Source organism: Desulfosporosinus youngiae DSM 17734 (assembly GCF_000244895.1).
GTDB classification, from domain to species: domain Bacteria; phylum Bacillota; class Desulfitobacteriia; order Desulfitobacteriales; family Desulfitobacteriaceae; genus Desulfosporosinus; species Desulfosporosinus youngiae.
In genome coordinates this window covers 5,145,789-5,168,835 of record NZ_CM001441.1, presented here as the reverse complement: position 1 = coordinate 5,168,835, position 23,047 = coordinate 5,145,789, and the positions used below count along the sequence as shown (strand labels likewise).

Sequence of the window (23,047 nt, the reverse complement as noted above, 5' to 3'; positions counted from 1 at the left end):
AGCCAATCTTTTAAGAATCCCGCTGCTGATTTCAGCTGAACCTGTTCACTTAAAGCTGCCGGGTATAAGCACCATTTGTTAAATTAATATTAATACCCTGTTAACTGTGTTAACAAACTTAACATAAACTTAACACAAAGATTTTCATATTTGATATAATACTCGTTGGGGTTAACCACCTTGACCAACGGATACCCATAGTATTTGTTGAAAGAATAGAGAGTTCGACGTTTTAAAACTGCTCAGTTCCATGTAACTGAGAATTTTTCGCTGGGGGTATTATATGTTCAAGATGTCACCTAAAGAAGATAAGTTTTTTCAACTCTTTACAGAAAATACCGAAATTATCACAAAATCTCTGAAAAGACTCCATGGGATTATGCAGCAGGATTCCGTATCAGCAGAAGACGCTGCCCAAATGCATCGTTTTGAAAACGAAGCAGACACGATCACGACTCAAATCCTGGATCGCTTGAATTGCACCTTCATAACTCCGCTGGACCGGGAAGATATCTATGAGCTGGCCCAAGTTCTTGATGATATCGTTGATTTTGCCGAGGGTACGGTGGAACGGATGCTCATCTATCGTACCGGCAAACCCTCACTGGGAGCCCAGGAACTTGTTCATTTGGTGGAATTGTCTGCTGAGCAGATCCATATGGCGTTCTCCTTCTTAGGGAACCTTCACTCCAAAAAGTCGAATATACTGGCGGCGGCTGAAGAAATTTACCATTTAGAAAGTGCCGGGGACAAGCTCTATCGTGAAGAAGTAGCCCGTTTGTTCCAGCATGAGAAAGATCCTATTGAGATTATCAAATGGAAAGAGATTCTGGAGCATATTGAAGCAACCTTGGATCACTGTGAATCCATAGCGGATCTTCTCAAAAGTGTGGTCTTAAAATATGACTAGTGTAAGCGTAATGCTGGTTCTTGTCGTATTTTTAGCCTTGGCTTTCGACTATATCAACGGATTTCATGATACGGCCAATGCCATTGCTACAAGTGTTTCGACAAGGGCTTTGACACCCAAGCGGGCAGTCATGATGGCTGCAGTCTTAAATCTGATCGGGGCGCTCTATAGTACGGGAGTCGCCCAAACCATTGCCAAAGACATTGTTTCTCCAACCTTTGTAACACAAGAGGTTGTGGTTGCGGCTTTACTCAGCGCTACCGCCTGGAATCTGCTTACCTGGTATTTTGGAATTCCCAGCAGCTCTTCCCATGCTTTGATTGGCGGAATGGCCGGAGCTGCCGTCGCTAAGGCAGGATTCAGCGTGTTACACTGGCAGGGCATCGGCAAGATAATAGCCGCACTGGTTTTTTCACCGATTATAGGGATGGCCCTCGGATTTATCGTTATGAAGACCTTAGCCTTTATTTTCGGAAATTTTACCCCATCCCGTCTCAATCAAGGCTTTAAAAAGATGCAAGTCATTTCGGCAGGGCTGCTGGCCTTTAACCATGGCTCTAATGACGCTCAAAAGTCAATGGGGATTATCACTATGGCACTTATCGCGGCGGGGTTACAATCTCAAACAGATCTTAATCCCCATATTTGGGTTAAAGTTTCCTGTGCCTTGGCAATGGCTGCAGGAACAGCCGCGGGTGGCTGGAAGATCATTCGTACTATGGGCGGGAAGATCTTCAAACTCGAGCCCATCAATGGGTTTGCGGCAGATTTGACATCTTCGGCGGTTATCTGGTCGGCGACAGTTTTACCGGGGCTCCATCTCCCTGTTTCCACGACCCATGTTGTCTCCGGCTCGATCATGGGGGTAGGAAGCGCCAAACGGGTTTCGGCAGTGCGCTGGGGCGTGGCTCAACAAATGCTGGTAGCCTGGCTTGTGACGATCCCCTCAACTTCGCTTTTTGCGGCACTTGTCTACTTTGGACTTTCAAAACTTCTTCTTTAGCAGATTGATTTAATCAGGAACAGGACGGTTAATGTGATAAGGATCAGCAATTATACTAACTATAATAAATTCAGAGTTAGGGGTCTTGGTCAGCGAACCAAGGCCTTTTGATGTTTACCATAGTGATACCTGATCTTGATTATCCATAATTGGGTCGGGTTTTCTATATATTGTTCGGTCTATTTCCGGCATCCCCAACATATCTTCCCCTAGGAAGCTGTCCGAGCGATCTGGGAGGGGAATGGACATGAAGACAAAGTTTCAAGTGGTGCTCGTCTTGATTTCAGGAATCATAGCTTTGGCTTTATTAACTTGGGGAATCGGCAAAATTTATTTGGAGCTCTTAGGCCAGCCCGGTAGGGAGCAGGTTGTCGGTGTTCTGGCCCAAAACCACGAAAAAACAGGCCGGGACACCATATTGGTCCTGCCTAAAACAACCTTTTGGACCTGTCAGGTTGGGGTTTTCCAAAAAGAAGGAAATGCCCGGTCGGTCAGAGAACAACTTAATGCCAAAGGGTTAAAGGCAGAAGTGATAAGTGCCGATCCCTGGATTGTTGCTATTGGTATAGGGCATTCTGCCGATGAGCTTAAACCTTTGCGATTGCGTTTAGAGGAAGAAGGTCTCCCGACGATTCCCAAACAAATTTCGCTTCCGGAACGATCCTTTCGGGTCGCAGGAAACGGTGCTCAGCTGACCACAGAACTATTGACGAATGTCAACGATATACTTCAAAAGGGGTTTACTGAGGAAGCTCTTGCTAAGGAAGAGCAGCTCTGGACGACCCAGGCCGGTGATCATTCTCCCGCAGATCTGGAAGCACTTCATGAAAACTATTGCCGGATACGCTCAAAAACTACGCCGGAAGAGCGAAAAGCTATCGGATTATCATTATTTTTTGAGTTCCAGAGGGTTATTAATAAGTTTTCTGGTAAATAATAGGTAGTAGGATATCCATAAATTAAACTATCCGGGAATTAGAGCGAAGATTTAAAATTGCGTTTTTTCCCGATAGTGCTATAATTAACATATGACAATTATGGCGAAATTCCAGCAAAGAAATGGGGGAAATTATTGAAAACGCTAAAAATTCCTGAGGCAACAATTATTCGGCTCTCAGTTTACTCACGTCATTTGACTGACGTCGATCGGAAAGGAATTATCACCACTTCTTCGGGGGAAATTGCTGATGGAGTCGGCGTTAGTCCTGCACAGGTGCGGAAAGACTTAGCTTATTTTGGGGAGTTTGGGACGAGAGGCGTCGGTTATAATGTCAAAGATCTTCGCCAGCACATAATGAGAATTCTTGGCTTAAGTGAGGACTGGAGTGTGGCCTTAGTCGGAGTAGGTAACTTAGGCTTAGCTTTGAGTACTTATAAAGGATTCAGAGAACGAGGATTTATCATTACCAGCATTTTTGATTCAGATCCCACTAAGATTGGAACAAAGATTCAAGACGTTGAAGTTCAGCCGATTGATCGAATAGAGGAAGTCGTAAGACAAAACCGTACCCAAATAGGCATTGTCGCAGTACCTGCCGCAGCAGCGCAAGAAACCGTAGATCATTTGCTTAAAGCTGGAGTGGCGGCCATTCTGAATTTTGCTCCGATCGTTGTGAACGTTCCTCCGGAGATTGAGCTTCGCAATGTTGACCTGGCTGTAAACCTTGAAGTACTGACCTTTAATGTCTGCGGACAAAGGTGTTATTAAGTATTGTACTGTTGTATATCAATAGGCACCTGTCGTATAATAGCACAATAAGAAGTGTATCTAGGGTTCCGCTGAAAAAGGTCTGGACCGAGCGATACAGGTTGGAAAAGTGCCAGCTACACCGTGTGGGAAAAAAGCCCCGTGGCAAGTTCTTAGGAACTCGTTATGGGGCTTTTGAGTATTGTTAATAACAGAGGTGTGCCAAAAATTTGAGGAGGAGAGCAATGAGTCAAAACCAAGAGAAGAAAAAGGTGACAGTTTACGATACGACCTTGAGAGATGGAGCACAGGGAGAAGGAATCCATTTTTCAACCGAAGATAAGCTTAGTTATGTGAAACGAATTGGAGATATGGGGGAGCTCTATGTAGAAGCGGGTTGGCCGGGTGCAAATCCGCGGGATGAGGAGTTCTTCCAGCAATTTCGCGGGCTGCAGACTTCCCGGATTCGTATCGCTGCTTTTGGGAGCACCTGCAAGGTTATGGAATCCCCTGAAAAGAGCGAAATTTTATTGAAGCTGGTTGCCTCCGGGGCAAAAACAATCACGATCTTCGGTAAGTCATGGGATCTGCATGTCCGGGACGTTTTACGGACAACCTTAGAAGAAAATCTGCGCATCATTCAAGAATCTGTTTCCTTTTTGCATCAACAAGGGCGGGAAGTCTTCTTTGACGCTGAACACTTCTTTGACGGCTTTAAAGAAAATCCGGAGTATGCCTTGAAATGTGTTTCGGCCGCGCTCAAAGGCGGTGCTGATGCGATTATTTTATGTGATACCAACGGAGGCAGCCTGCCGGGAGAAATCGATCCGGGCGTTAGAGCTGTCGTGCAGAAATTTTCACCCCCAATCCTGGGTATTCATGTTCATAATGATCGGGGGCTGGCGGTTGCCAATTCTCTGATTGCGGTAGAAGCCGGAGTTAATCAGGTTCAAGGGACCTGGAACGGATTTGGGGAGCGCTGTGGCAATGCCAATTTAAGCACGCTTATCCCCTTGTTGCAGCTCAAAGGAGACTATGATGTGGTTTCTGATGCCGCTCTTCTCAAGCTTACTTCCTTTTCCCGCTATGTTGCCGAACTGACCAATGCGCCCTTTGATGAGAAACAGCCGTTTGTAGGCCGCAGTGCCTTTGCCCATAAAGCCGGAATGCACGTTGATGCCATTCTCAAAAATCAACGAACCTTTGAACACATAGATCCGGCGGAAGTTGGCAACGAACGACGCATTTTGATTTCGGATCAGGCAGGGAAAGCGAATATCCTGGAACGCTTACGCCGCTTCGAGCCCATGATTCGCAAAGACGATCCGCGAGTTGAGATGGCAATGACTGAAATCAAAGAGTTAGAGCATGCCGGATTTCAATTTGAAGCAGCAGAAGGCAGTCTGGACTTATTACTGCTGCGAACCCTCGGAAAGCTAAGCACTCCCTTGTTTGAAGTCCTGGATTATCATGTCTGGAGTGATCCTTTGCGGGGAGAACTTGATTCTGTCGCCGTAGTCAAGGTCAAAGTCGGTGAGGAAACCGTTCAAATTGCCTCAGAAGGAAACGGCCCGGTCAATGCTTTAGATACAGCCCTGAGGCAAGCCCTGGCTAAGTTCTTCCCGGTCTTAGATGAAAGCGAACTGGTCAACTATAAAGTTAGAGTCCTGGACGGAGCGCATGGAACCGAAGCCATCGTTCGCGTTATCATCGATACCCGCCTTGGCAATGAGGTCTGGGGCACCATTGGAGTATCCAAGAACATTCTCAGAGCAAGTGCTCAGGCCTTGCTTGACGCTATCAACTGGACCATATGGAGAGGAAAGGAGCAGAGTGCCCTGTAGTTGAGGGCACAGGGGATTGCCCTTGCCTTCCTCTTCGCACAAGCAAGGGCACGATTTTCTGCACTATGCTCAGCCATGCGCTCGTCATGCCTTAACATTGATAGGGGTGACAGGGTGAAACACCTATGTTTTGGCCAAAGCGACATCCGTCGAACCGTCCCCAAACTTGCACAGTCACAAACCCTACGTTCCCAGCCCAAGCAGACCAGAAATTAAGGGGCCATTGCTAAGTGAACACTTTAGTGGAGTTCACGATAAAGCGAGTGCCGATGCTGAAGGGTTATTACGCTCGGGTTCACATGCAGACCAACCCAGAGGTTAGCGTAATTCCTTCAGCATCCAACGAGCCAGTGAACGGGAACGTGTGTGAACGTGCAATGACCCCTTACTTTCACACGACCCAAGGTAATACTTTCAAAGGACCCAAACCCCCCCGAACATCTTAGGCCTGTGACAAATATCGCCTTAAATGTTATATTGTACATATAACATTTAAGGCGATAACTATAAGGTGGGAAGACAAATGCGGCAAGAAAAAGATTTAATCGGAGTTCATCTAGTCCCGGACGACGTGTATTATGGTATTCAAACCCTCCGCGCCACGGAGAACTTTCCTATAACAGGGTACCACCCCCATCGAGAATTAATCCGTGCCTTGGGCATGGTTAAAGGAGCGGCGGCCGAAGCCAATATGCATATCGGTGCTTTAAGCCCGAAGATCGGCAAGGCTATTGTACAAGCTTCTAAGGAACTGACTGAAGGGCAGCTTCATGATCAATTTGTGGTTGATGTGATCCAGGGCGGAGCAGGAACATCCATGAATATGAATGCCAATGAGGTTATTGCTAATCGGGCCATAGAGATTCTAGGCGGCAGTAAAGGGGAGTATTTCAAAGTTCATCCCAATACCCATGTGAACATGGCCCAGAGTACCAACGATGTTTTTCCCACAGCAATCCGCATTGCTTGTCTGAATGTTGCCGGCGATTTGCTTGAAGCATTAGACAGTCTGCGCCAAGCCTTTGAGGATAAGGCTCAAGAGTTTGACGGTGTCATTAAAATGGGGCGGACTCACCTGCAAGAAGCTGTGCCCATTCGCTTAGGCCAGGAGTTTGCAGCGTATGCCCAGATGCTGGGACGGGATGTTAAGAGAATCAAAGAGGCCATTCGTTCTCTTGAAGTTATAAATATGGGAGCGACGGCAGTTGGAACAGGCTTAAACGCAGATCCCCGCTATATTGAAAAAGTTACCGGGCTGATGAGCGAATGGACAGGTTTGCCGCTCCGTCTTGCTGAAGATCTGGTGGATGCTACACAGAACACCGATGTCTTCATGGAAGTTTCCGGATCATTAAGGACGCTGGCCGTCAATCTTTCCAAAATAGCAAACGATCTGCGCCTGATGGCCTCCGGTCCAAGGACCGGATTAAGTGAAATAAATTTGCCGCCGATGCAGCCGGGTTCCTCCATTATGCCCGGAAAAGTTAATCCCGTCATTGCGGAAGTGGTCAATCAAGTAGCCTTTCAGGTTCAAGGAAATGACTTCACTATTGGCTTAGCCTGCGGAGCCGGCCAGCTTGAACTCAATGTAATGGAGCCTGTTGTGGTCTTTAATCTGCTCCAATCCCTGGATATTCTGCGTAATGTGACCCGTGTCTTCCGGGACCGCTGCGTCGTCGGCATCACTGCCAATATAGACCGCTGCCGGGTCATGGTAGAAAACAGCGTCGGTCTTGTAACAGCCATTAACCCCCATGTAGGATATGAAGTAGCCTCAACCATAGCCAAAGAGGCCATTCTCTATGGACGGCCAGTCAGCGAAATTGTCTTAGAAAAAGGGATTCTAACGAAGGAAGAACTCGATCTGATCTTAAACCCTTATGAAATGACCCGGCCCGGAATCGCTGGGGCAGAGCTGCTGAAATAAGGCGGACAGGCTATGGGAACGACAATAAATGAGCGGGTGTTAGTAGAAAAGAAAGACCGGGTCCCGGTCTTTCTTTTCTACTAAACATCTTTTTTATTTCACGGACCTTTCACACTCTCCAAACTTGCTTACTCAAAGGTAAGATGCTACACTTATATGAGGCTTAGTAAGAGATAATTAGATTTAATGCAGACTAGAGTTGCTATGGACGGAAGGAGAAAGAATAATGGCGGTTGGACGAAATTCCTCGGGTACAGGAAGAACGGTCTTGCTTATTATGATCGGTGCTGCCCTTGGAACTTTAGTTGGATTTGGCTTGGAAAAATACGGTATATTTAGACCGTTTTTGAAGTCGGCCGTCATAGATATTCCTTCTCATACCTACGTAGATTTCTTTTTTCTTTCGCTCTCCTTTGGTTGCCGCATAAGCATTACGATTGCAACAATTTTAGGAGCGCTGGGAGGATATTTGCTCTCAAGGAAGGTGTAATATGCTCGTACTTGCTTCCACCTCTCCCCGACGGGCAGCATTGCTTCGCGAGGGAGGATACGTTTTTGAAACAGTCAGGACTTCTGTCTCGGAAGAATTGGCGGAAGGAGTCCCTCCGGAGATCGGGGTTAAACAGTTAGCCGAGCGTAAGGCAAAAGCTGGTTTGACTCAATGGTTAGAATCCGGAGGGAACTTGGAGGACGTAGTTTTAGGGGCAGACACCATGGTTGTCCTTGACTCCTATAGTTTAGGGAAACCGGCTTCGGTAATAGAAGCGGAAGAAATACTTCAGAAGCTGAGCGGCCGAACTCACTCTGTTTTTACGGGTGTGGCTTTAATCTCCGGATCGGGGAAACTCGTTGCAGATGTGGTAGAAACTGTCGTTCATTTTCGTCAGCTTGGATCAGATGAAATAAAGGCATACGTGGCTGGCGGAGAACCGATGGACAAGGCGGGGGCTTATGGGATTCAAGGAGAAGCCCGGCGATTTGTCACATCCATTGAAGGATCTTTGACAAACGTCATCGGCTTACCCATGGAATACCTTTCAGAACAGCTTGGAACGTGGGGGATTAAGCAGAGAAATATCGCCCCGCGTGAGGTGGATAATGGATTACCGACGTTTGAAGGATTTGCCGGAGGAACTTTTACCCCGTGAGCGGCTTTGCCAATTAGGTCCTGAGGCATTATCAAATCACGAAATTCTGGCCATACTTTTACGGACCGGAATCAAAGGAGAAAACGTTTTGACTCTGGCTGAACGTATCCTGGCAAGTGTTGGAGGGCTTTCGGGTTTGGCGAAGCTGACCGTTCATGAGTTAGCTCAGATACATGGCTTAGGAAAGGCAAAATCTGCTGAGGTGAAGGCTGCCTTGGAATTAGGGCGGCGTTCAGTTTCCGTGGATCCCATGTCCAGACCTGTGGTCAACTCTCCTCAGGATGTGGCGCACATAGTTATGGAAGAAATGCGGTTTCTTGATCGTGAGCATTTCCGTGTTGTTTCCCTATCGACTAAGAACCACGTCTTAGGAATCAGCCCGGTCTCGATAGGTTCACTCAATTCATCCTTAGTACACCCCCGGGAGTGTTTCAAAGAGGCAATACGGCGCAACTCCAACGCCATTATTTTATTGCACAATCATCCAAGCGGGGATCCCAACCCCAGCCAGGAAGACATTGAAGTAACACGACGTCTGGCAGATGGGGGCAAGATTCTCGGGATTGAAGTCTTAGATCACGTGATTATCGGAGATAATCGCTTTATCAGCCTAAAAGAACGGGGCGTCATATGACGCGAGGCACGATATTCGAGGTGTGAACCTAGCCCAAAATGGAAGGAGCATTTAATGACTATGTTTTTTAATTTTTTCAGTAAAGATTTAGGAATAGATTTAGGAACAGCGAATACGGTAGTTCATGCGAAGGGAAAAGGAATTGTTGTACGGGAACCCTCCGTGGTGGCGATGGATATTACCAATAAGAATCCTGTGGCGGTGGGTGACAAAGCCAAAGAAATGATCGGGCGGACTCCCGGCAACATAGTGGCTATCCGGCCTTTAAAGGATGGAGTTATTTCGGATTTTAATGTCACGCAAAAAATGCTGAAATACTTTATTAGCCGGGCGCTAGGGACCGACCATCCTTATATCCGGCCGCGCGTCGTTATTTGCGTGCCTTCAGGGGTGACCCCTGTCGAAGAACGCGCCGTTAAAGAAGCGGCCATGGCAGCGGGTGCCAAAGATCCGATTATTCTGGAAGAGCCTATGGCGGCAGCAATCGGTGCAGGACTTCCGGTCAGTGAACCGACAGGAAACATGATTGTCGACATTGGCGGAGGAACAACGGAAGTGGCGGTCATTTCTTTAGGCGGAATCGTGACCAGCCGTTCAATCCGCGTGGCCGGAGATGAAATGGACGATGCGATCATCGCCCATATTAAGCGGCGCTATAATTTAATGATTGGATATCGTACGGCCGAAACTCTTAAGTTCGAAATCGGCTATGCCTACAAAGCAGAACCGGGCTTTTATACTGTACGCGGACGGGATTTATTAACCGGACTGCCTAAAACCATCGAAGTCACCTCTGAAGAAATTCAAGAAGCTTTACAAGAGCCGGTGATGGCGATTGTGGATGCGGTTAAATCATGTTTAGAAAAGACTCCGCCGGAATTATCATCCGATATTATGGACCGCGGCATTATGATGGCCGGCGGCGGCTCATTACTGCGCAATCTGGACCGGCTGCTCTCAGAGGAAACAGGTATTGCGGTGCACATAGCGGAGGACCCCTTGTCCTGTGTCGCTATAGGAACAGGAAATGTTTTAGAACATGCAGAAATCCTTCGTAGAATTGCCGCCTCGCAAAAGAATTAAAAAAGGCGGGGAGGAATTGTGGTGGGGAAAAGAAATGTAACGGGAATCGTGGTTCTCGTTTTCTTTCTCTTATTAGGAGTCCTGATAACCATGCGGTATACAGGAATAGGAAGTAGTTTTCCGAATCCTATTGGAGGAGTCATGAGGCGTGTTCTAAGCCCAATAGAAGGACCTATTCTCAAAGCAGGGAATTCAATCAAAGAAAATACGCGGGCCTTATGGGACTTCACGGAAGTAGCGCGCCAAAACGAGGAACTGCTGAAGAAAGTTGACCAACTTACAGGGGATAACTTAAAACTCAAATCGGAAATTTTGGCAGGCATGCGCTACAACGAGCTTGATCAGGGGCTGTTTCGCAGTCCCACTCTTGAAAAGTATGAAAAAGTCGGAGCCAGCGTGGTTAATCGCAACCCAACCACTTGGTACCGAACCTTAACCTTAAATCGCGGCAGCCAGGATGGGGTATCAGCGAATGACCCGGTCATCGGGGATTTAGGGCTTGTGGGGAAAATTGTGTCTGTCACACCGACCACCTCAGAAGTCTTGTTAATCCTTGACGGAGAAGGGCAAGTAAGTGCGCTGGTGCGCGGCAGCACAGGTGACGGCATCTTTGGTATCGTGCAGGGCGACTATAAACGCGGTTCCCGTTTAAGCTCAGAAGGGAATTTACAAATGCTTTTCCGCAGAGAAGATGGTATCAATGTCGGTGATCTGGCATTAACCTCAGGTTTTGGAGGGGTTTACCCCAAAGGCGTGCCGATCGGGCAAGTCAAGGAAATTCAGCTGGACCCTTCCGGTTTGCTCAAAACCGCTTACATTCAGCCACTCGTCGATTTTGATTCTTTAGAAGAAGCCTATATCGTTAAAATGGCGGGTGGTAAATAGTGCGTTATGTATTGATAGCCGTTATGTTTCTTTTAAGTCTGATCTTGCCGGGAACACTCTTTCATTTCTGGTCCTGGTCAGGGATTAAACCGGATCTGCTTATGCTGTTAACGATTTATATAGCCATGCATCACAGACTCCCTTCAGGCTTATTATGGGGACTGGGCGCGGGCTTATTGGAAGATCTGTATCTAGGCCGCTATATTGGCATGTATACGCTCACACTCGCCGTTGTCGCAGCTTTGAGCTACTGGCTGGCAGAGCGTTGGTATCGGGAAAACTTTCTTATAACCACCTTCATAGTTCTGATTGCCACCTCAGCGGGACAAATTTTAGTCGCCTTCTTAAGTTTAGGCGCAGGCCTTCACTGGTCTCTGACCGATATCAGCCGTCTGGTAATCGGGGTCTCCCTGTATAATGCCATCCTGGTCCCGCTGACCTATCCCTGGATTCACCAATCCTTCGTCCGCGGCTGGCTGCGGTATCGGCCGAGATATGAACGCTAACATCGAGCCTCGAACCTTATAAAAAAACGTGCAGAGGAGTTTTTTTGAATGGATGACAAAGAAAGAAAACCTTACATCTATCGACTCTGGGGTTTAACTGCCGTTGTGGTTCTTGTTTTTTTGATTTTAGGCTTTAACCTCTGGCGCCTGCAGATTGCCCAAGGCTCCTATTACTCTGCCCTGGCTCAGGGAAACGTCATGAAGCTGGTCAAGGTGCCTCCTACACGGGGAGATATAGTGGACAGAAACGGTAAACTTCTTGTCACAAGTATTCCGGAGTTCGTTCTTCATTTAGACTGGATGGATTTGCAGCAATCAAAAGGAAACAGCTGGAAAGAAGTCGTCATGCTCTTAGCAGGATACATCCAGCCCTATTGGCCCAATGCCAATCAGACGGTGAATTCAATCGCCGAAGATATCTTTGCCAATATCCAAAATCACCAGTGGGAGCGTTATCGCCCGGTCATTATCCTGGATGAGATCCCTCCCGAGCTCCAGGCGGTTATAGCGGAACATCAGGAGGAGCTTCCCGGGGTCAGTGTTGATGCGATTCCTGTTCGTTCTTATCCGCAAGAAACCCTTCTTGGGCAGGTCTTAGGCTATGTTCAGGAGATTTCAGCTGCGGAAATTACCCAGTTGAACAAAAACCCGGATGCCCAAGAGGCGGATTTTGTCTATGCTCAAGGGGATCTGGTCGGTAAAATGGGAGTCGAAAAATCCTACGATTTTTGGCTGAGGGGCAGGGAAGGGGTTCAACAAGTTGAAGTCGATAACAACGCCCGGCCTGTTTCCAAACAGATTATCCAACCGGCGGAAGCAGGAAAGACGGTTCAACTAACCATTGACGCCGACTTGCAAAAGATTGTGGATGATACCCTTGATCAAGTTATCGTGGATATTCAAAAGAAAAACCCGACGGCTCATGCGGGAGCGGCGGTTGTCATGGATGTCAACACCGGGAAAATCCTGGCTATGACCTCCCGGCCGGCAATGAACCCCAACGAGTTGATCGGCATTATCTCTGAGCAAATAGCCGATAAATATTGGCCTCAAGACCCCAAACGTGCCTCAGAAGCAGCTTCCCTGAATCGAGCTTTGACCGGCCTGTATCCGCCGGGATCGGTTTTTAAAATGGTGACAGCAATGTCGGCCTTGCAACTGGGACTAACGACACCCTATGAACAGATCGATGATAAACTAACCTCCTTAGGAGGCCTTGCTTCTCAACAACAAGGGGTCGCAGAATGGGGTTACAATTACTTTGGTCATGTCAATCTTTACCGGGCGCTGGCCAAATCCTCGAATATCTATTTTGAGGTCATGGGCCGGCGAGTCTTCGACTCCAATCCCGAGATGATGGGTAAGGTCGCCCGCGAATTTGGTCTTGGCATCGAAAGCGGAGTCGATCTGCCCGGAGAAGCTAAAGGGATCGCTCCCTCAGCAGAATGGAAGAAAAGCTATTTTGGTCCCACCTATGAGAAGTCCCGCGCCAAAAAACTGGAAGAAATTGAGGCTAATTACGCGCCCAAGCTGGAGCAGGCCGCTGATGCCAAGGCTAAAGAGAAACTACAATCCCAGAAAGACGGGGAGATTAAGCAGGTTGAAGTTTGGTATAAGCAACAGATCAGTGAACATGTTGACTGGAGAGTCTACGACAGTTACAACAATTCCATCGGACAAGGATATAACGCCTATACCCCCTTGCAGTTGGCTAACTATGTTGCAACCTTGGTCAATGGCGGAAAACACTATCGTCCCTTTGTAGTCGATAAACTCTTGGATCCAATTACTGGGGAAACCGTTAAACAATACGAACCTGAAGTTCTGAATACGGTTTCGATTTCTCCGGAGGTTTTGGACCAAGTCAAACAGGGGATGCGCGCTGTAACGACTGGGGAAGGAACCGCCAACTGGCTTTTCTCGGATGTACCCCAATTCTCCGGCGGAGGAAAGACGGGAACCGCTCAGATCGGGTCAAAAGATACGATTTCGGGAGAAATATTCAACGGGGTCTTTGTGGCCTTTGCTCCCTATGACCATCCCCAGATTGCCTTCGCCGGGGTGGTTGAATTTGGAGGACACGGTGGGGAAACAGCAGGTTTGGTCGCCAAGGCGGCTTTTATGGAATATTTTGATTGGAAGAACACGAATGAAGGCTGAAAAACGAGGAAATTTGTCCTCGTTTTTTTTATTTGGATAAAGGGAATTTGGACAGGCTTGTAGAATTTATAGAAAAGCATTTAGAGAAAACTTATGCCAACCGAAATTATACTTACTGACCGGTAGATTATGACAAGCGATGGGGGATTGTGCAGGTTGACACGGACAGAACATGTGGCACTTAAGGGCACCCGCGATGGATTGGTGTTATACCTTGATCCAGCCGCGGACTTTGGATTGCTGATTAATGAACTCAATAACCTTATGAAGAACTCTGATCAATTTCTCCAGGGAGCAAGCGTCCGATGCTATGCTGGAAAACGAGAATTCACAGAGGAAGAACATGCCGGTTTAGCAACAGCCCTAAACCAACATCGGTTGGAACTTGCGGGATGGTTAAGATCAGAAGAAGTCTACCTTCCAAGTAAGGCAAAGTCTTATGGAACTGAGGAAAAAGACGCGCGCCTCCGGGAGGAGGGAATGCTGGAAGGACACTGTCTCTTCATAGAACGTACACTTCGTTCTGGCAAGAGTGTACAATTTGAAGGGCATGTTGTCGTGCAGGGTGACGTAAACCCGGGTGCAGAAATAATAGCGACCGGTAATATTGTCGTTCTGGGATCCCTTCGAGGGGTTGCCCATGCCGGAGCGACAGGTGACCGGAAGGCCTCAGTGAGCGCCTATCATTTGGCACCTACCCAATTGAGAATCGCGGATTTAGTGACGAGGGCGCCGGATGATGGAACCGATGGACGCGGTCCGGAGATTGCCAGGATTAAAGATGACCAATTGCAGGTAGAAGCGGCCGGTATGAATGGCTGGCGAAGCAAGGCCCGTTAATGAAATAACTCTATATGGAAAGGCAGGTCTAACTATGGGTGAGATAATCGTAGTAACTTCTGGAAAAGGGGGCGTAGGCAAGACGACGACATCGGCTAATATTGGCACAGGCTTAGCAAATAATGGACACAAAGTCGTTCTTGTCGATACAGATATCGGTTTGCGTAACCTTGATGTGGTCTTAGGCTTGGAAAACCGTATCGTTTACGACCTGGTTGATGTAACCAGTGGAAACTGCCGCTTAAAGCAAGCTCTCATTAAAGATAAACGTTTTACAAATCTCTTTTTGCTCCCCGCAGCCCAAACGAAGGATAAAACAGCCGTTAATCCGGAACAGATGAAAGCATTATGCAACGAACTCAAAGCAGAATTTGATTATGCGATCATTGACTGTCCGGCCGGCATCGAACAAGGATTCCGCAATGCGATTGCCGGTGCGGACCGGGCGGTTGTCGTTTGTACCCCCGAAGTGAGCGCCGTTCGTGACGCGGACCGTATTATCGGGTTACTGGAAGCCTCGGAGCTGAGAAATCCAAAACTGATTATTAACCGTCTTCGCCCGGATATGGTGAAACGCGGGGACATGATGGATATCTCAGATATCCTGGATATTTTGGCAATCGAACTGATTGGTGTGGTTCCCGAAGACGAGAGTATCGTGGTTTCTACAAACAAGGGAGAACCCGCAGTGATGGACCAAGGATCAAAGGCGGGAGAGGCTTACCGGCGAATTACAAAACGAATTCAAGGGGAAGACGTCCCCCTGATGAACCTTGAAGTACCTACAGGAATTATGGATAGACTCAAGCGACTCATTGGTATGCGTTGACCGATCGGTACTGAGAGGAGGAATTGTCCTTGTTAGAATTTATTAACCGAATGCTTGGCAGGGAAAGTGCCTCGAGCAAGACGGTGGCAAAAGAACGTCTAAGGCTCGTCTTAGTGCATGACCGCGCCAGCATTTCACCCGCCATGCTCAACCAATTAAGGGAAGACTTAGTCAGAGTGATCTCCAACTACATGGAGATCGATGAAAATGCACTCGAGTGTAATCTCTGCCAGGATGATCGGGAAGTGGCCTTAGTTGCTAACATTCCGGTCGTGAAAATGAAGCGGGATTATGCCGCCAAAGGGTAGTTCGAATAACAAAAAAGATTAAGCCAGGGGGGAAACCTCCCTGGTTTTTTTATGGGCTGTGCGAAACCGTAATTCTTAAAATTCTCTCACGCAGCTCCACACTGACACTTCTTACAGACTCAAATTAAGTGCTCGAACTTCGAACCTTGAGCCGGATGTGTTATAATGATCAGGCGAGTATTCATAAAATAACCTAAGGGGAATTTAACTTGGATAAACGAGCATTAAGGAACCTCGACTTACTATTTATCCTGTTTACCATACTGTTATTAGCGGCCAGCCTTTTGATCCTGAGCACGGCTTCAATTAATGTCATTAAATCCGTTCCTCTGCATTATGTTCGGACTCAAACAATCTGGATCTTGACGGGGACTGTGATTGCAATAACCATAGCAGCCATCGATTATCGAAAATGGCGGCATTTCCGATGGTGGATTTATGGCTTTAATTTGCTCTTACTCCTGATTGTCATCTTTTTTGGAGACACAGCCAAAGGCGCTACCCGCTGGATTTATATAACTGAAAGTATAGGAATCCAGCCCTCCGAGTTTGCCAAGATCTTTATCATTCTTACCCTGGGAGACTTTTTAGCGGAACGAAAAGGAAAACTCAATAATTTCAAGGATTTCATACCGCCCTTTTTGTTTGTCTTGGTGCCTATGCTCCTCATCTTTAAACAACCGGACCTTGGGACAACCTTAGTTTTTGTGGCCATATTTATAGGGATGATGTTCGTTGCGGGAGCAAACCCTTATAAATTCGGGGGCCTGTTATTGGGAGGAGCCGTTATCGTAGGAATCGCACTTTGGCTGCACTTTGCCGATGACTTACCCGGGTGGCTGCAATGGGCTCAAGGACTCCCTCTTCCCTTGCAGGAATATCAGTTAAACCGCCTGATTATCTTCATGGATCCGGCGGCCGATAAGACAGGAGACGGATGGCATATTCTGCAATCTCTTTGGGCGATCGGATCAGGTGGTTTATGGGGAAAAGGCTATCGCATGGGAACACAGGGTCAGCTGAACTTCCTGCCGGAACACCACACTGACTTTGTTTTTTCAGTCGTGGGAGAAGAGTTCGGCTTTATCGGTACTATCACCTTACTTTTTCTCTTCCTGATTTTTCTTTTGCGCGGCATCAGTATCGCTGTGAAAGCGCAGGATTCGTATGGAATGTTGATTGCTGCCGGGATTGTTTCCATGTTCACCTTTCATATTCTTGTCAATGTCGGAATGACCTCCGGGATCATGCCCGTCACAGGAATTCCACTCCCCCTCATTAGTGCCGGGGGCAGTGCCATGTGGGCCAACATGGCCTCGATTGGACTCTTGTTAAGTGTCAATTTAAGGCATCGAAGGATGATGTTCTAGCGTGGTTCGAAGTTGCCCTAAACCAAAATCATATTGACCTCGAAATAGGACTGCTTCGCAGTTCTATTTTTTTTGCTTGCGCGTAGAATAGTTTAACAGGATGTACGAGCTATCATCGTGGTTCGTAGTTCGCAGTTCGTGCCTGAAGCGAACTTCGGGCCTCGAACCTCGAACTTCGCAAAAGGGGTTGAGTGGATGAATCCTTTTGAACGCTGGGATGATTGGGAATGGGAACGGGCAATCCATGAAGTAGGAAAAGAACAGGGGCGGGGCAAATCGAGCCCGCGCGATACCCGGTACGGACGTCACCGGACTCCGGCCAAGAGGGGATGGGAGGATTTCTTTAATCATTGGAATGGCGTACAGAAGCGGACCATTCTAGCCGCGCTGTTATTCCTGATGGTGTTCTTCAGTGCCAATGGTTCGGATCGTGTTTCTTTAGCCGTTCATTCCGTATATCGGGGAGCAATGGATTCCGGAAACTATTACACGGCCCTTAACAATATGGCTAAAGAAGCCTTATCCTTAGGCGGGATTCCTAACGAAAGTGTTCCAGTCGATCTTAAAATGAAAGGAAAATTCTTACCGCCCATTTCCGGGCCGGTTATGGCCGGGTTTGGAGAGGTAGGAAGCGATGATTCAGTCCATCAAGGGCTGGATGTGGGAAGTTCTTTAGGGGTTCCCGTCTTTGCGCCTGCCGGTGGGGTTGTAACCCTGGTCGGGGAAGATCCCCGGTTGGGTAAATTGGTGAAAATCGATTTTGGTGACGGCTGGACCACAGTGCTTGGAAATCTCGGCGAAATTTTGGTGCAAAAAGGTCAGCGGGTTGAGAAAGGACAGACCGTCGGGACCGTCGGACTTTCCGCCCCTCTCAAAAAGCCCTGGCTGCATTTTGAACTAAGAAAAAATGACCAACCCCTCAATCCGATCCCCTATCTTATTCCGCCGGAGGCCAAGAACTGATGATTTTCCATTGTGTGGGTGTCAGACTTCCACATAATTAAGGGTTTGAAAAAGGCGTTATCTTTCTAGGGGGAGTGCAGAAATGGAGCTTTTTAAACTATCCGGGGTGAGCATCCGAATCCATCCCTCATTTCTTGTCGTTTTGCTGCTCTATGGAGTCCTGGGTTTAGCCGCCCAGGCTCTTCTGGTCTTTACCTTGGTACTAGGGCACGAATTAGCGCATCTTTTAGTGGCTAAAGCCTATGGCTTTAAAGTCGAAGGCTTAGAACTGTTTCCCTTTGGAGGAGCTGCTTATTGTGACGGCCTCTTTGAAGGAAGGAAACTTGAGGAGAGCATTATGGCCCTGGCAGGTCCGGCCTTTAACGTTATCTTGCTTTTTATCGCTCAAACTTTGCGCTGGAATGGGTTGTGGGCGGGTGAATTCGCTGACAACTTTGTGCGGTATAACCTTTGGCTGGCAGCCTTTAACTTAATTCCCGTTTTGCCCTTAGATGGCGGGCGGGTCGTGAGGGCTCTTTGCTCGGAAGGGTTTGGATTCGTGCGAACCACCAAGTTTTTAGCCGGGGCCGGCAAATGGCTGGGGGTGATCTTTGCCCTTTATGGCATCGTTTTAGGAGTTAGGGGTAAGTTCTCAGATGGCCCGCTTTTCTTTCTGATTTTAGGGGGATTCTTCTGGTTCGCCGGCACAAAGGAAATATCTGCAGCTCATATCACCTTTCTTCGGCACTTAACTCGTAAGAAAGAGGATCTAATGAAACGAGGATTAATGCGCAGTATTTGGCTGACCGTTCAGAAAAATACTCCCCTCGTGCGAATCGTCGAGGAATTCACCCCGGACCGCTACGCCATGGTCAACCTTGCCAATGACAAAATGGGGATGGAGAAGATTCTTACCGAGACGGATATTGTGGAAGGAATGCTGCGGGAGGGAATCCGCTTCCCGGTCGGCAAACTATAAAGCCCTGCCGTTTAACAAGTTGGGAATTTAAGTTATATGTGATATAATTTATGCTCACAATATAGTTAACAAAGGGAGGCCAACTTGACACCATGAGTAATACTACCGCGGCGGGTATACGCCGGCAGGTCGAACGCTTTTTGCCTAAAGTCTTGAAACCTAGCCGATATATCGGATCAGAATGGAATGTCATAAAAAAAGATTGGGATAAAACCGAAGTGCAGATGGTTTTTGCCTTTCCGGATGTGTACGAAGTGGGAATGTCCCATCTAGGAACCCGTATCCTTTACCACCTGGTCAATTCTTTCCCGGAATTTCTCTGTGAAAGAGTTTTTGCCCCTTGGGTGGATATGGAAAAGGAAATGCGCGCTCGGGAAATCCCCCTCTACGCCCTGGAGTCCTTTAAACCACTCAAAGCCTTTGATGTAGTCGGATTTACTCTTCAGTATGAAATGAGTTTTACCAATATCCTCAACATGCTGGACTTAGCCGGAATCCCCATGCGGACAGAGGAACGCGGACCAGAGGACCCTTGGATTATCGCCGGAGGTCCCTGCGCCTATAACCCTGAACCTCTGGTTGAATTTATTGACTTTTTCCTCATCGGAGAAAGTGAAGAGCAATTGCCGGAAGTGCTTCGCTTAGTGGCGGAGCAGAAGAAAAACCCTGTTTCCCGGCAGGACTTTTTACGGAAAGTCGCCCAGGTCCAAGGGGTTTACGTCCCCGGCTTCTACCAGGTAACCTATAAACCGGACGGCCGAATTGAAAGAATTGAGGCTGAAGCGGGTGTTCCGGCGGTAGTAGAGAAGGCCATCGTTGCAGACTTGGATCAAGCCTTTTACCCCACCCATCCGGTAGTCCCCTACTTAGAGATTGTCCATGACCGAATGATGCTGGAAGTCATGCGGGGCTGCTCGCGGGGTTGCCGTTTCTGCCAAGCGGGTATGATTTACCGGCCGGTTCGAGAACGTTCGCCGGAAACCCTTCTCAAGCAAACGGAGGAATTGGTGCGGTCTACAGGCTACGATCAAATAGCCCTCACCTCCCTGTCCACTGGAGATTACACCTGTATTCAGCCCGTGATTCATAACATCCTGGAAAAGCATAGCACTGAAGGAGTTGGAGTTTCCCTCCCGTCACTGCGAGTCGACTCCTTTGATGTGGATTTAGCCGAGACAGTGCAAAAGGCTCGTAAATCCGGCATAACCTTTGCTCCGGAAGCAGGAACCCAGCGCTTGCGTGACGTTATTAACAAAGGTGTCAATGAAGAAAATCTCTTAAATGCGGCAGAAGCAGCCTTCAAAAAGGGATGGTCGACCATTAAGCTCTACTTTATGGTTGGCTTGCCGACGGAGACTCAGGAAGACATCGATGGAATTGTTGATTTAGCCAAGAAAGTTGCTAATCTGGGAACCAAGCTGGGACGCCGAAATATCACAGTGACGATCTCGACCAGTGTTTTTGTTCCGAAAAGCCATACCCCCTTTCAATGGGAACCTCAGGAAGCAGGCTCTTCCGTGGAACTAAAGCAAAAATACTTGAGAGAGAAATTGAGAGATCGACGCTTAAAATATAACTATCACGATGTTACCACAAGTTATCTGGAAGCCGTCTTTGCCAAAGGGGACCGCAGGCTGGCCCCACTCCTGGAATGGGCGGTCAAACGCGGATGTCGTTTTGATGGATGGTCTGAGCAATTCCAATACGATGTGTGGATGGAAGGTTTCAAAGAACTGGGAATCGACCCTCGTTTTTACGCTAACCGAGCCATGGATTATGATGACATCTTACCTTGGGAGCATATAGGAAGCGGTGTGTCGAAACGGTTTTTAGTCGAAGAACACCATCGGGCGCTGCAGGAAGCAAAGACCATCGACTGTCGATATGAGGATTGTACCGGGTGCGGAGTTTGCCCGGGCAGAGGGGTTCAGATTGAGTTGAAAGGGTGAGTGCCATGCGGCTGAGAATCGCCTATACAAAAATTGAAGATGCCAGGTATATCGCACACCTTGACCTGACAAGGGTGTTTGAACGTGCGATCCGACGGGCTGGAATCCATATGAGTTATTCAGAAGGGTTTAACCCCCGTCCCAAAATTTCCTTCGGCTTTGCCCTAGCGGTCGGAACGGAAGGAGAACGGGAATACGTAGACGTCGATCTCCAACAAGAGATGGATCTGGGAGAAGTTCTGGCGCGGGTTCAGGAACAATTGCCTCCAGGAATCCGGCTCTTGCAAGGGCGTGCCTTGGATCAAGGCGCTAAATCTTTAATGGCAGTCCTCAATGCCGCCAGTTATCGGATACGCGTGCCCATGGCTTTGCCCATTCAAGCAGAACGGCTGCAGGAAGCAGTGAAGGCCTGGCTGGGCCGGGAACATGTCACCTATTCCCGCTATTCCAAAAAAGGGCCGACAGATAAGGATATCCGCCCGTGGATCAAGCAGTTGGAAGCTAAAATCCAAGGGGATGAGGTTATTTTCGAACTGGAAGTTGAAATGGGGAATTCCGGAAGCGTCCGGCCGGAGGAAGTCCTGGCCAGTCTCAGAGAACTTGAAAATTTGCCCATTGAGTTAGATGAGCTGCAGGTTATTCGGACGGGGGTTCATGTGAGCTATGAGGGCGGGAAGAAGTCGCCGCTTGGGGAGCTGTGAGGTGATTCGATTGAAAAATGAACGGGTGCGTAAAGAAATCGTTTTTCAAACCCAACCCCAAGGCCAAGGCCCCCAATCCGGATCCCAAACTATACGGGCGGCTGTCTTTGAGCATGGCGAACTTATGGAAGTGTTCGAGGAAGAGGGCGGGTCGTCCCATATGGTGGGGAATATTTATCGGGGACGGGTAGAGAATATCCTTCCCGGCATGCAGGCTGCTTTTGTGGATGTTGGTTTAGATAAGAACGCCTTTCTGTATGTGGGAGATGCTGTTCCGTCCCGCTTTGAAGAAGATGAAAAGGTTTCTCCAAGTGTTCACGAGCGGATCGAGAATGTCCTTAAGCCCCGCCAGGAGCTTTTAGTTCAAATTACGAAAGAACCCGTGGGGACAAAAGGGGCCCGGATTAGTGTTAATCTTACCCTTCCCGGGCGGTATGTTGTTTTGTTGCCCCAGGTGAGTTATATTGCGGTATCTCGTAAGCTTGTCGATAATACTGAACGGACGCGTCTGAGGGATCTGGCGGCTGCCTCCAAGCCTGAGGGGATGGGGGTCATCGTCCGAACTCTGGCTGAAGGGATTGATGGGGAGGAGATAGCGGAGGATATTGCCCGACTCGTGGCTTTCTGGCAAGCCTTACAACCAAAAATCCCCCATGTTTCCGTACCCGGTCTTGTACATAAAGATGTCGATCTTATTAGTCGTTTGATCCGTGACTGGGTTGATCATGATGTGGAAAAGATCACTGTCGACAACACTGAAGTCGCTAAAACACTGCGTAAAGCTTTGGCAGAAATTGAACATCCGGCCGCCAGGCAGATCTATGTTATCACCGGAGAGGATCTGTTTGCCAAGTATGGTGTTGATGATGAAATCCGTAAAACCTTACGGAGTAAGGTCTGGCTAAAAAGCGGAGGTTATCTGGTAATCCAACAGACGGAAGCCTTGATCGTCATCGATGTGAATACCGGAAAATATGTAGGGCAGCGTTCTTTAGAGGAAACTGTCGTCCATACGAACCTTGAAGCCGCCCATGAGATTGCCCGCCAATTACGGCTGAGAAATCTAGGTGGAATCATCATTATTGATTTTATTGATATGGCGACGGAAGAAGCACAGAAACAGGTCATTGAGGCGCTGGAGACTGCCTGTGCCCGGGATAAGACAAAGTCCCAGGTGTTGGGGCTGACTCAGCTCGGACTCGTAGAAATGACCCGGAAGAAAGTGGGTCAGACCTTGGCGGTTCGATATACCTCGCCTTGTCCGAACTGTGATGGAAGCGGAAGAGTATAAATACAATCCAACAGAAGCTGAAAAATCCTTCAAATCTTACTAAGATTTTGG

Annotated in this window: 22 protein-coding genes; all 22 read left to right on the top strand. The window is 48.1% G+C overall.

Annotated elements, in window-relative coordinates; all coding sequences use genetic code 11:
* The first annotated feature begins 283 nt into the window (after positions 1–283).
* The 22 genes from DESYODRAFT_RS23990 (at position 284) to DESYODRAFT_RS23885 (ending at position 22,996) form a co-directional block, all read left to right on the top strand.
* Positions 284–910 (top strand): DUF47 domain-containing protein, encoded by a 627-nt coding sequence (locus DESYODRAFT_RS23990; protein WP_007787044.1) that lies wholly within the window; start codon positions 284–286, stop codon positions 908–910.
* Positions 903–1,913, top strand: coding sequence for an inorganic phosphate transporter (locus tag DESYODRAFT_RS23985; RefSeq protein ID WP_007787043.1), 1,011 nt, complete (start codon positions 903–905; stop codon positions 1,911–1,913). Before DESYODRAFT_RS23990 ends, DESYODRAFT_RS23985 begins: the two co-directional genes overlap by 8 nt.
* A 247-nt stretch (positions 1,914–2,160) precedes the next feature.
* Entirely contained in the window at positions 2,161–2,850 is a 690-nt protein-coding gene (locus DESYODRAFT_RS23980) for an SPOR domain-containing protein (RefSeq protein WP_007787042.1), read from the top strand.
* 135 nt (positions 2,851–2,985) lie between these two features.
* Positions 2,986–3,621, top strand: a complete 636-nt coding sequence (locus DESYODRAFT_RS23975) for a redox-sensing transcriptional repressor Rex (protein ID WP_007787041.1) — start codon at positions 2,986–2,988, stop codon at positions 3,619–3,621.
* Positions 3,622–3,845: 224 nt separating this feature from the next.
* Positions 3,846–5,444 carry a citramalate synthase gene (cimA, locus tag DESYODRAFT_RS23970; RefSeq protein WP_007787040.1) on the top strand — a complete coding sequence of 533 codons (1,599 nt, stop codon included), beginning with the start codon at positions 3,846–3,848 and terminating at the stop codon, positions 5,442–5,444.
* Between the two features lie 523 nt (positions 5,445–5,967).
* Positions 5,968–7,371, top strand: a complete 1,404-nt coding sequence (aspA, locus tag DESYODRAFT_RS23965) for an aspartate ammonia-lyase (RefSeq protein ID WP_007787039.1) — start codon at positions 5,968–5,970, stop codon at positions 7,369–7,371.
* A 226-nt stretch (positions 7,372–7,597) separates the two neighbouring features.
* Complete coding sequence (locus DESYODRAFT_RS23960) at positions 7,598–7,861, top strand: DUF4321 domain-containing protein (protein WP_007787038.1); 264 nt, start codon at positions 7,598–7,600, stop codon at positions 7,859–7,861.
* A gap of 1 nt (position 7,862) precedes the next feature.
* The gene (locus DESYODRAFT_RS23955; RefSeq protein WP_007787037.1) at positions 7,863–8,519 is read left to right on the top strand and encodes a Maf family protein; all 657 of its coding nucleotides are present in this window, start codon (positions 7,863–7,865) and stop codon (positions 8,517–8,519) included.
* Entirely contained in the window at positions 8,470–9,153 is a 684-nt protein-coding gene (radC, locus tag DESYODRAFT_RS23950) for a RadC family protein (RefSeq protein WP_007787036.1), read from the top strand. The genes DESYODRAFT_RS23955 and radC overlap by 50 nt, the downstream gene beginning before the upstream one ends.
* 54 nt (positions 9,154–9,207) lie before the next feature.
* Positions 9,208–10,236 carry a rod shape-determining protein gene (locus DESYODRAFT_RS23945; RefSeq protein WP_007787035.1) on the top strand — a complete coding sequence of 343 codons (1,029 nt, stop codon included), beginning with the start codon at positions 9,208–9,210 and terminating at the stop codon, positions 10,234–10,236.
* Between the two features lie 18 nt (positions 10,237–10,254).
* Entirely contained in the window at positions 10,255–11,121 is an 867-nt protein-coding gene (gene mreC / locus DESYODRAFT_RS23940) for a rod shape-determining protein MreC (RefSeq protein ID WP_085938783.1), read from the top strand.
* Positions 11,121–11,627, top strand: coding sequence for a rod shape-determining protein MreD (gene mreD, locus DESYODRAFT_RS23935; protein ID WP_007787033.1), 507 nt, complete (start codon positions 11,121–11,123; stop codon positions 11,625–11,627). Before mreC ends, mreD begins: the two co-directional genes overlap by 1 nt.
* 48 nt (positions 11,628–11,675) lie before the next feature.
* Positions 11,676–13,787 carry a penicillin-binding protein 2 gene (gene mrdA / locus DESYODRAFT_RS23930; RefSeq protein WP_007787032.1) on the top strand — a complete coding sequence of 704 codons (2,112 nt, stop codon included), beginning with the start codon at positions 11,676–11,678 and terminating at the stop codon, positions 13,785–13,787.
* A 156-nt stretch (positions 13,788–13,943) separates the two neighbouring features.
* Positions 13,944–14,627: a septum site-determining protein MinC gene (gene minC / locus DESYODRAFT_RS23925; RefSeq protein ID WP_007787031.1), complete on the top strand. Its 684-nt coding sequence runs from the start codon at positions 13,944–13,946 to the stop codon at positions 14,625–14,627.
* Between the two features lie 34 nt (positions 14,628–14,661).
* A complete protein-coding gene (gene minD / locus DESYODRAFT_RS23920) occupies positions 14,662–15,456 on the top strand; it encodes a septum site-determining protein MinD (RefSeq protein ID WP_042339082.1) in 795 nt (264 codons plus the stop codon).
* Between the two features lie 29 nt (positions 15,457–15,485).
* Positions 15,486–15,764, top strand: coding sequence for a cell division topological specificity factor MinE (gene minE / locus DESYODRAFT_RS23915; RefSeq protein ID WP_007787029.1), 279 nt, complete (start codon positions 15,486–15,488; stop codon positions 15,762–15,764).
* Positions 15,765–15,973: 209 nt separating this feature from the next.
* Positions 15,974–17,134: a rod shape-determining protein RodA gene (rodA, locus tag DESYODRAFT_RS23910; RefSeq protein ID WP_007787027.1), complete on the top strand. Its 1,161-nt coding sequence runs from the start codon at positions 15,974–15,976 to the stop codon at positions 17,132–17,134.
* 195 nt (positions 17,135–17,329) lie between these two features.
* Positions 17,330–18,097 (top strand): murein hydrolase activator EnvC family protein, encoded by a 768-nt coding sequence (locus DESYODRAFT_RS23905; protein WP_042339081.1) that lies wholly within the window; start codon positions 17,330–17,332, stop codon positions 18,095–18,097.
* An 82-nt stretch (positions 18,098–18,179) separates the two neighbouring features.
* A complete protein-coding gene (locus DESYODRAFT_RS23900) occupies positions 18,180–19,055 on the top strand; it encodes a M50 family metallopeptidase (RefSeq protein WP_007787024.1) in 876 nt (291 codons plus the stop codon).
* A 92-nt stretch (positions 19,056–19,147) separates the two neighbouring features.
* Positions 19,148–21,004: a TIGR03960 family B12-binding radical SAM protein gene (locus DESYODRAFT_RS23895; RefSeq protein ID WP_007787022.1), complete on the top strand. Its 1,857-nt coding sequence runs from the start codon at positions 19,148–19,150 to the stop codon at positions 21,002–21,004.
* A 5-nt stretch (positions 21,005–21,009) separates the two neighbouring features.
* Complete coding sequence (locus DESYODRAFT_RS23890) at positions 21,010–21,705, top strand: TIGR03936 family radical SAM-associated protein (protein ID WP_042339078.1); 696 nt, start codon at positions 21,010–21,012, stop codon at positions 21,703–21,705.
* Position 21,706: 1 nt separating this feature from the next.
* Positions 21,707–22,996 carry an Rne/Rng family ribonuclease gene (locus tag DESYODRAFT_RS23885; protein WP_007787019.1) on the top strand — a complete coding sequence of 430 codons (1,290 nt, stop codon included), beginning with the start codon at positions 21,707–21,709 and terminating at the stop codon, positions 22,994–22,996.
* Positions 22,997–23,047 lie beyond the last annotated feature (51 nt).

Coding starts and splice junctions, on each gene's coding strand:
- DESYODRAFT_RS23960 (WP_007787038.1), top strand. CDS start 7,598: ATGGCGGTTGGACGAAATTCCTCGGGTACAGGAAGAACGGTCTTGCTT.
- cimA (WP_007787040.1), top strand. CDS start 3,846: ATGAGTCAAAACCAAGAGAAGAAAAAGGTGACAGTTTACGATACGACC.
- aspA (WP_007787039.1), top strand. CDS start 5,968: ATGCGGCAAGAAAAAGATTTAATCGGAGTTCATCTAGTCCCGGACGAC.
- minD (WP_042339082.1), top strand. CDS start 14,662: ATGGGTGAGATAATCGTAGTAACTTCTGGAAAAGGGGGCGTAGGCAAG.
- DESYODRAFT_RS23980 (WP_007787042.1), top strand. CDS start 2,161: ATGAAGACAAAGTTTCAAGTGGTGCTCGTCTTGATTTCAGGAATCATA.
- DESYODRAFT_RS23955 (WP_007787037.1), top strand. CDS start 7,863: ATGCTCGTACTTGCTTCCACCTCTCCCCGACGGGCAGCATTGCTTCGC.
- DESYODRAFT_RS23900 (WP_007787024.1), top strand. CDS start 18,180: ATGGAGCTTTTTAAACTATCCGGGGTGAGCATCCGAATCCATCCCTCA.
- DESYODRAFT_RS23945 (WP_007787035.1), top strand. CDS start 9,208: ATGACTATGTTTTTTAATTTTTTCAGTAAAGATTTAGGAATAGATTTA.
- DESYODRAFT_RS23890 (WP_042339078.1), top strand. CDS start 21,010: ATGCGGCTGAGAATCGCCTATACAAAAATTGAAGATGCCAGGTATATC.
- DESYODRAFT_RS23895 (WP_007787022.1), top strand. CDS start 19,148: ATGAGTAATACTACCGCGGCGGGTATACGCCGGCAGGTCGAACGCTTT.
- DESYODRAFT_RS23985 (WP_007787043.1), top strand. CDS start 903: ATGACTAGTGTAAGCGTAATGCTGGTTCTTGTCGTATTTTTAGCCTTG.
- radC (WP_007787036.1), top strand. CDS start 8,470: ATGGATTACCGACGTTTGAAGGATTTGCCGGAGGAACTTTTACCCCGT.
- DESYODRAFT_RS23905 (WP_042339081.1), top strand. CDS start 17,330: ATGAATCCTTTTGAACGCTGGGATGATTGGGAATGGGAACGGGCAATC.
- mrdA (WP_007787032.1), top strand. CDS start 11,676: ATGGATGACAAAGAAAGAAAACCTTACATCTATCGACTCTGGGGTTTA.
- DESYODRAFT_RS23990 (WP_007787044.1), top strand. CDS start 284: ATGTTCAAGATGTCACCTAAAGAAGATAAGTTTTTTCAACTCTTTACA.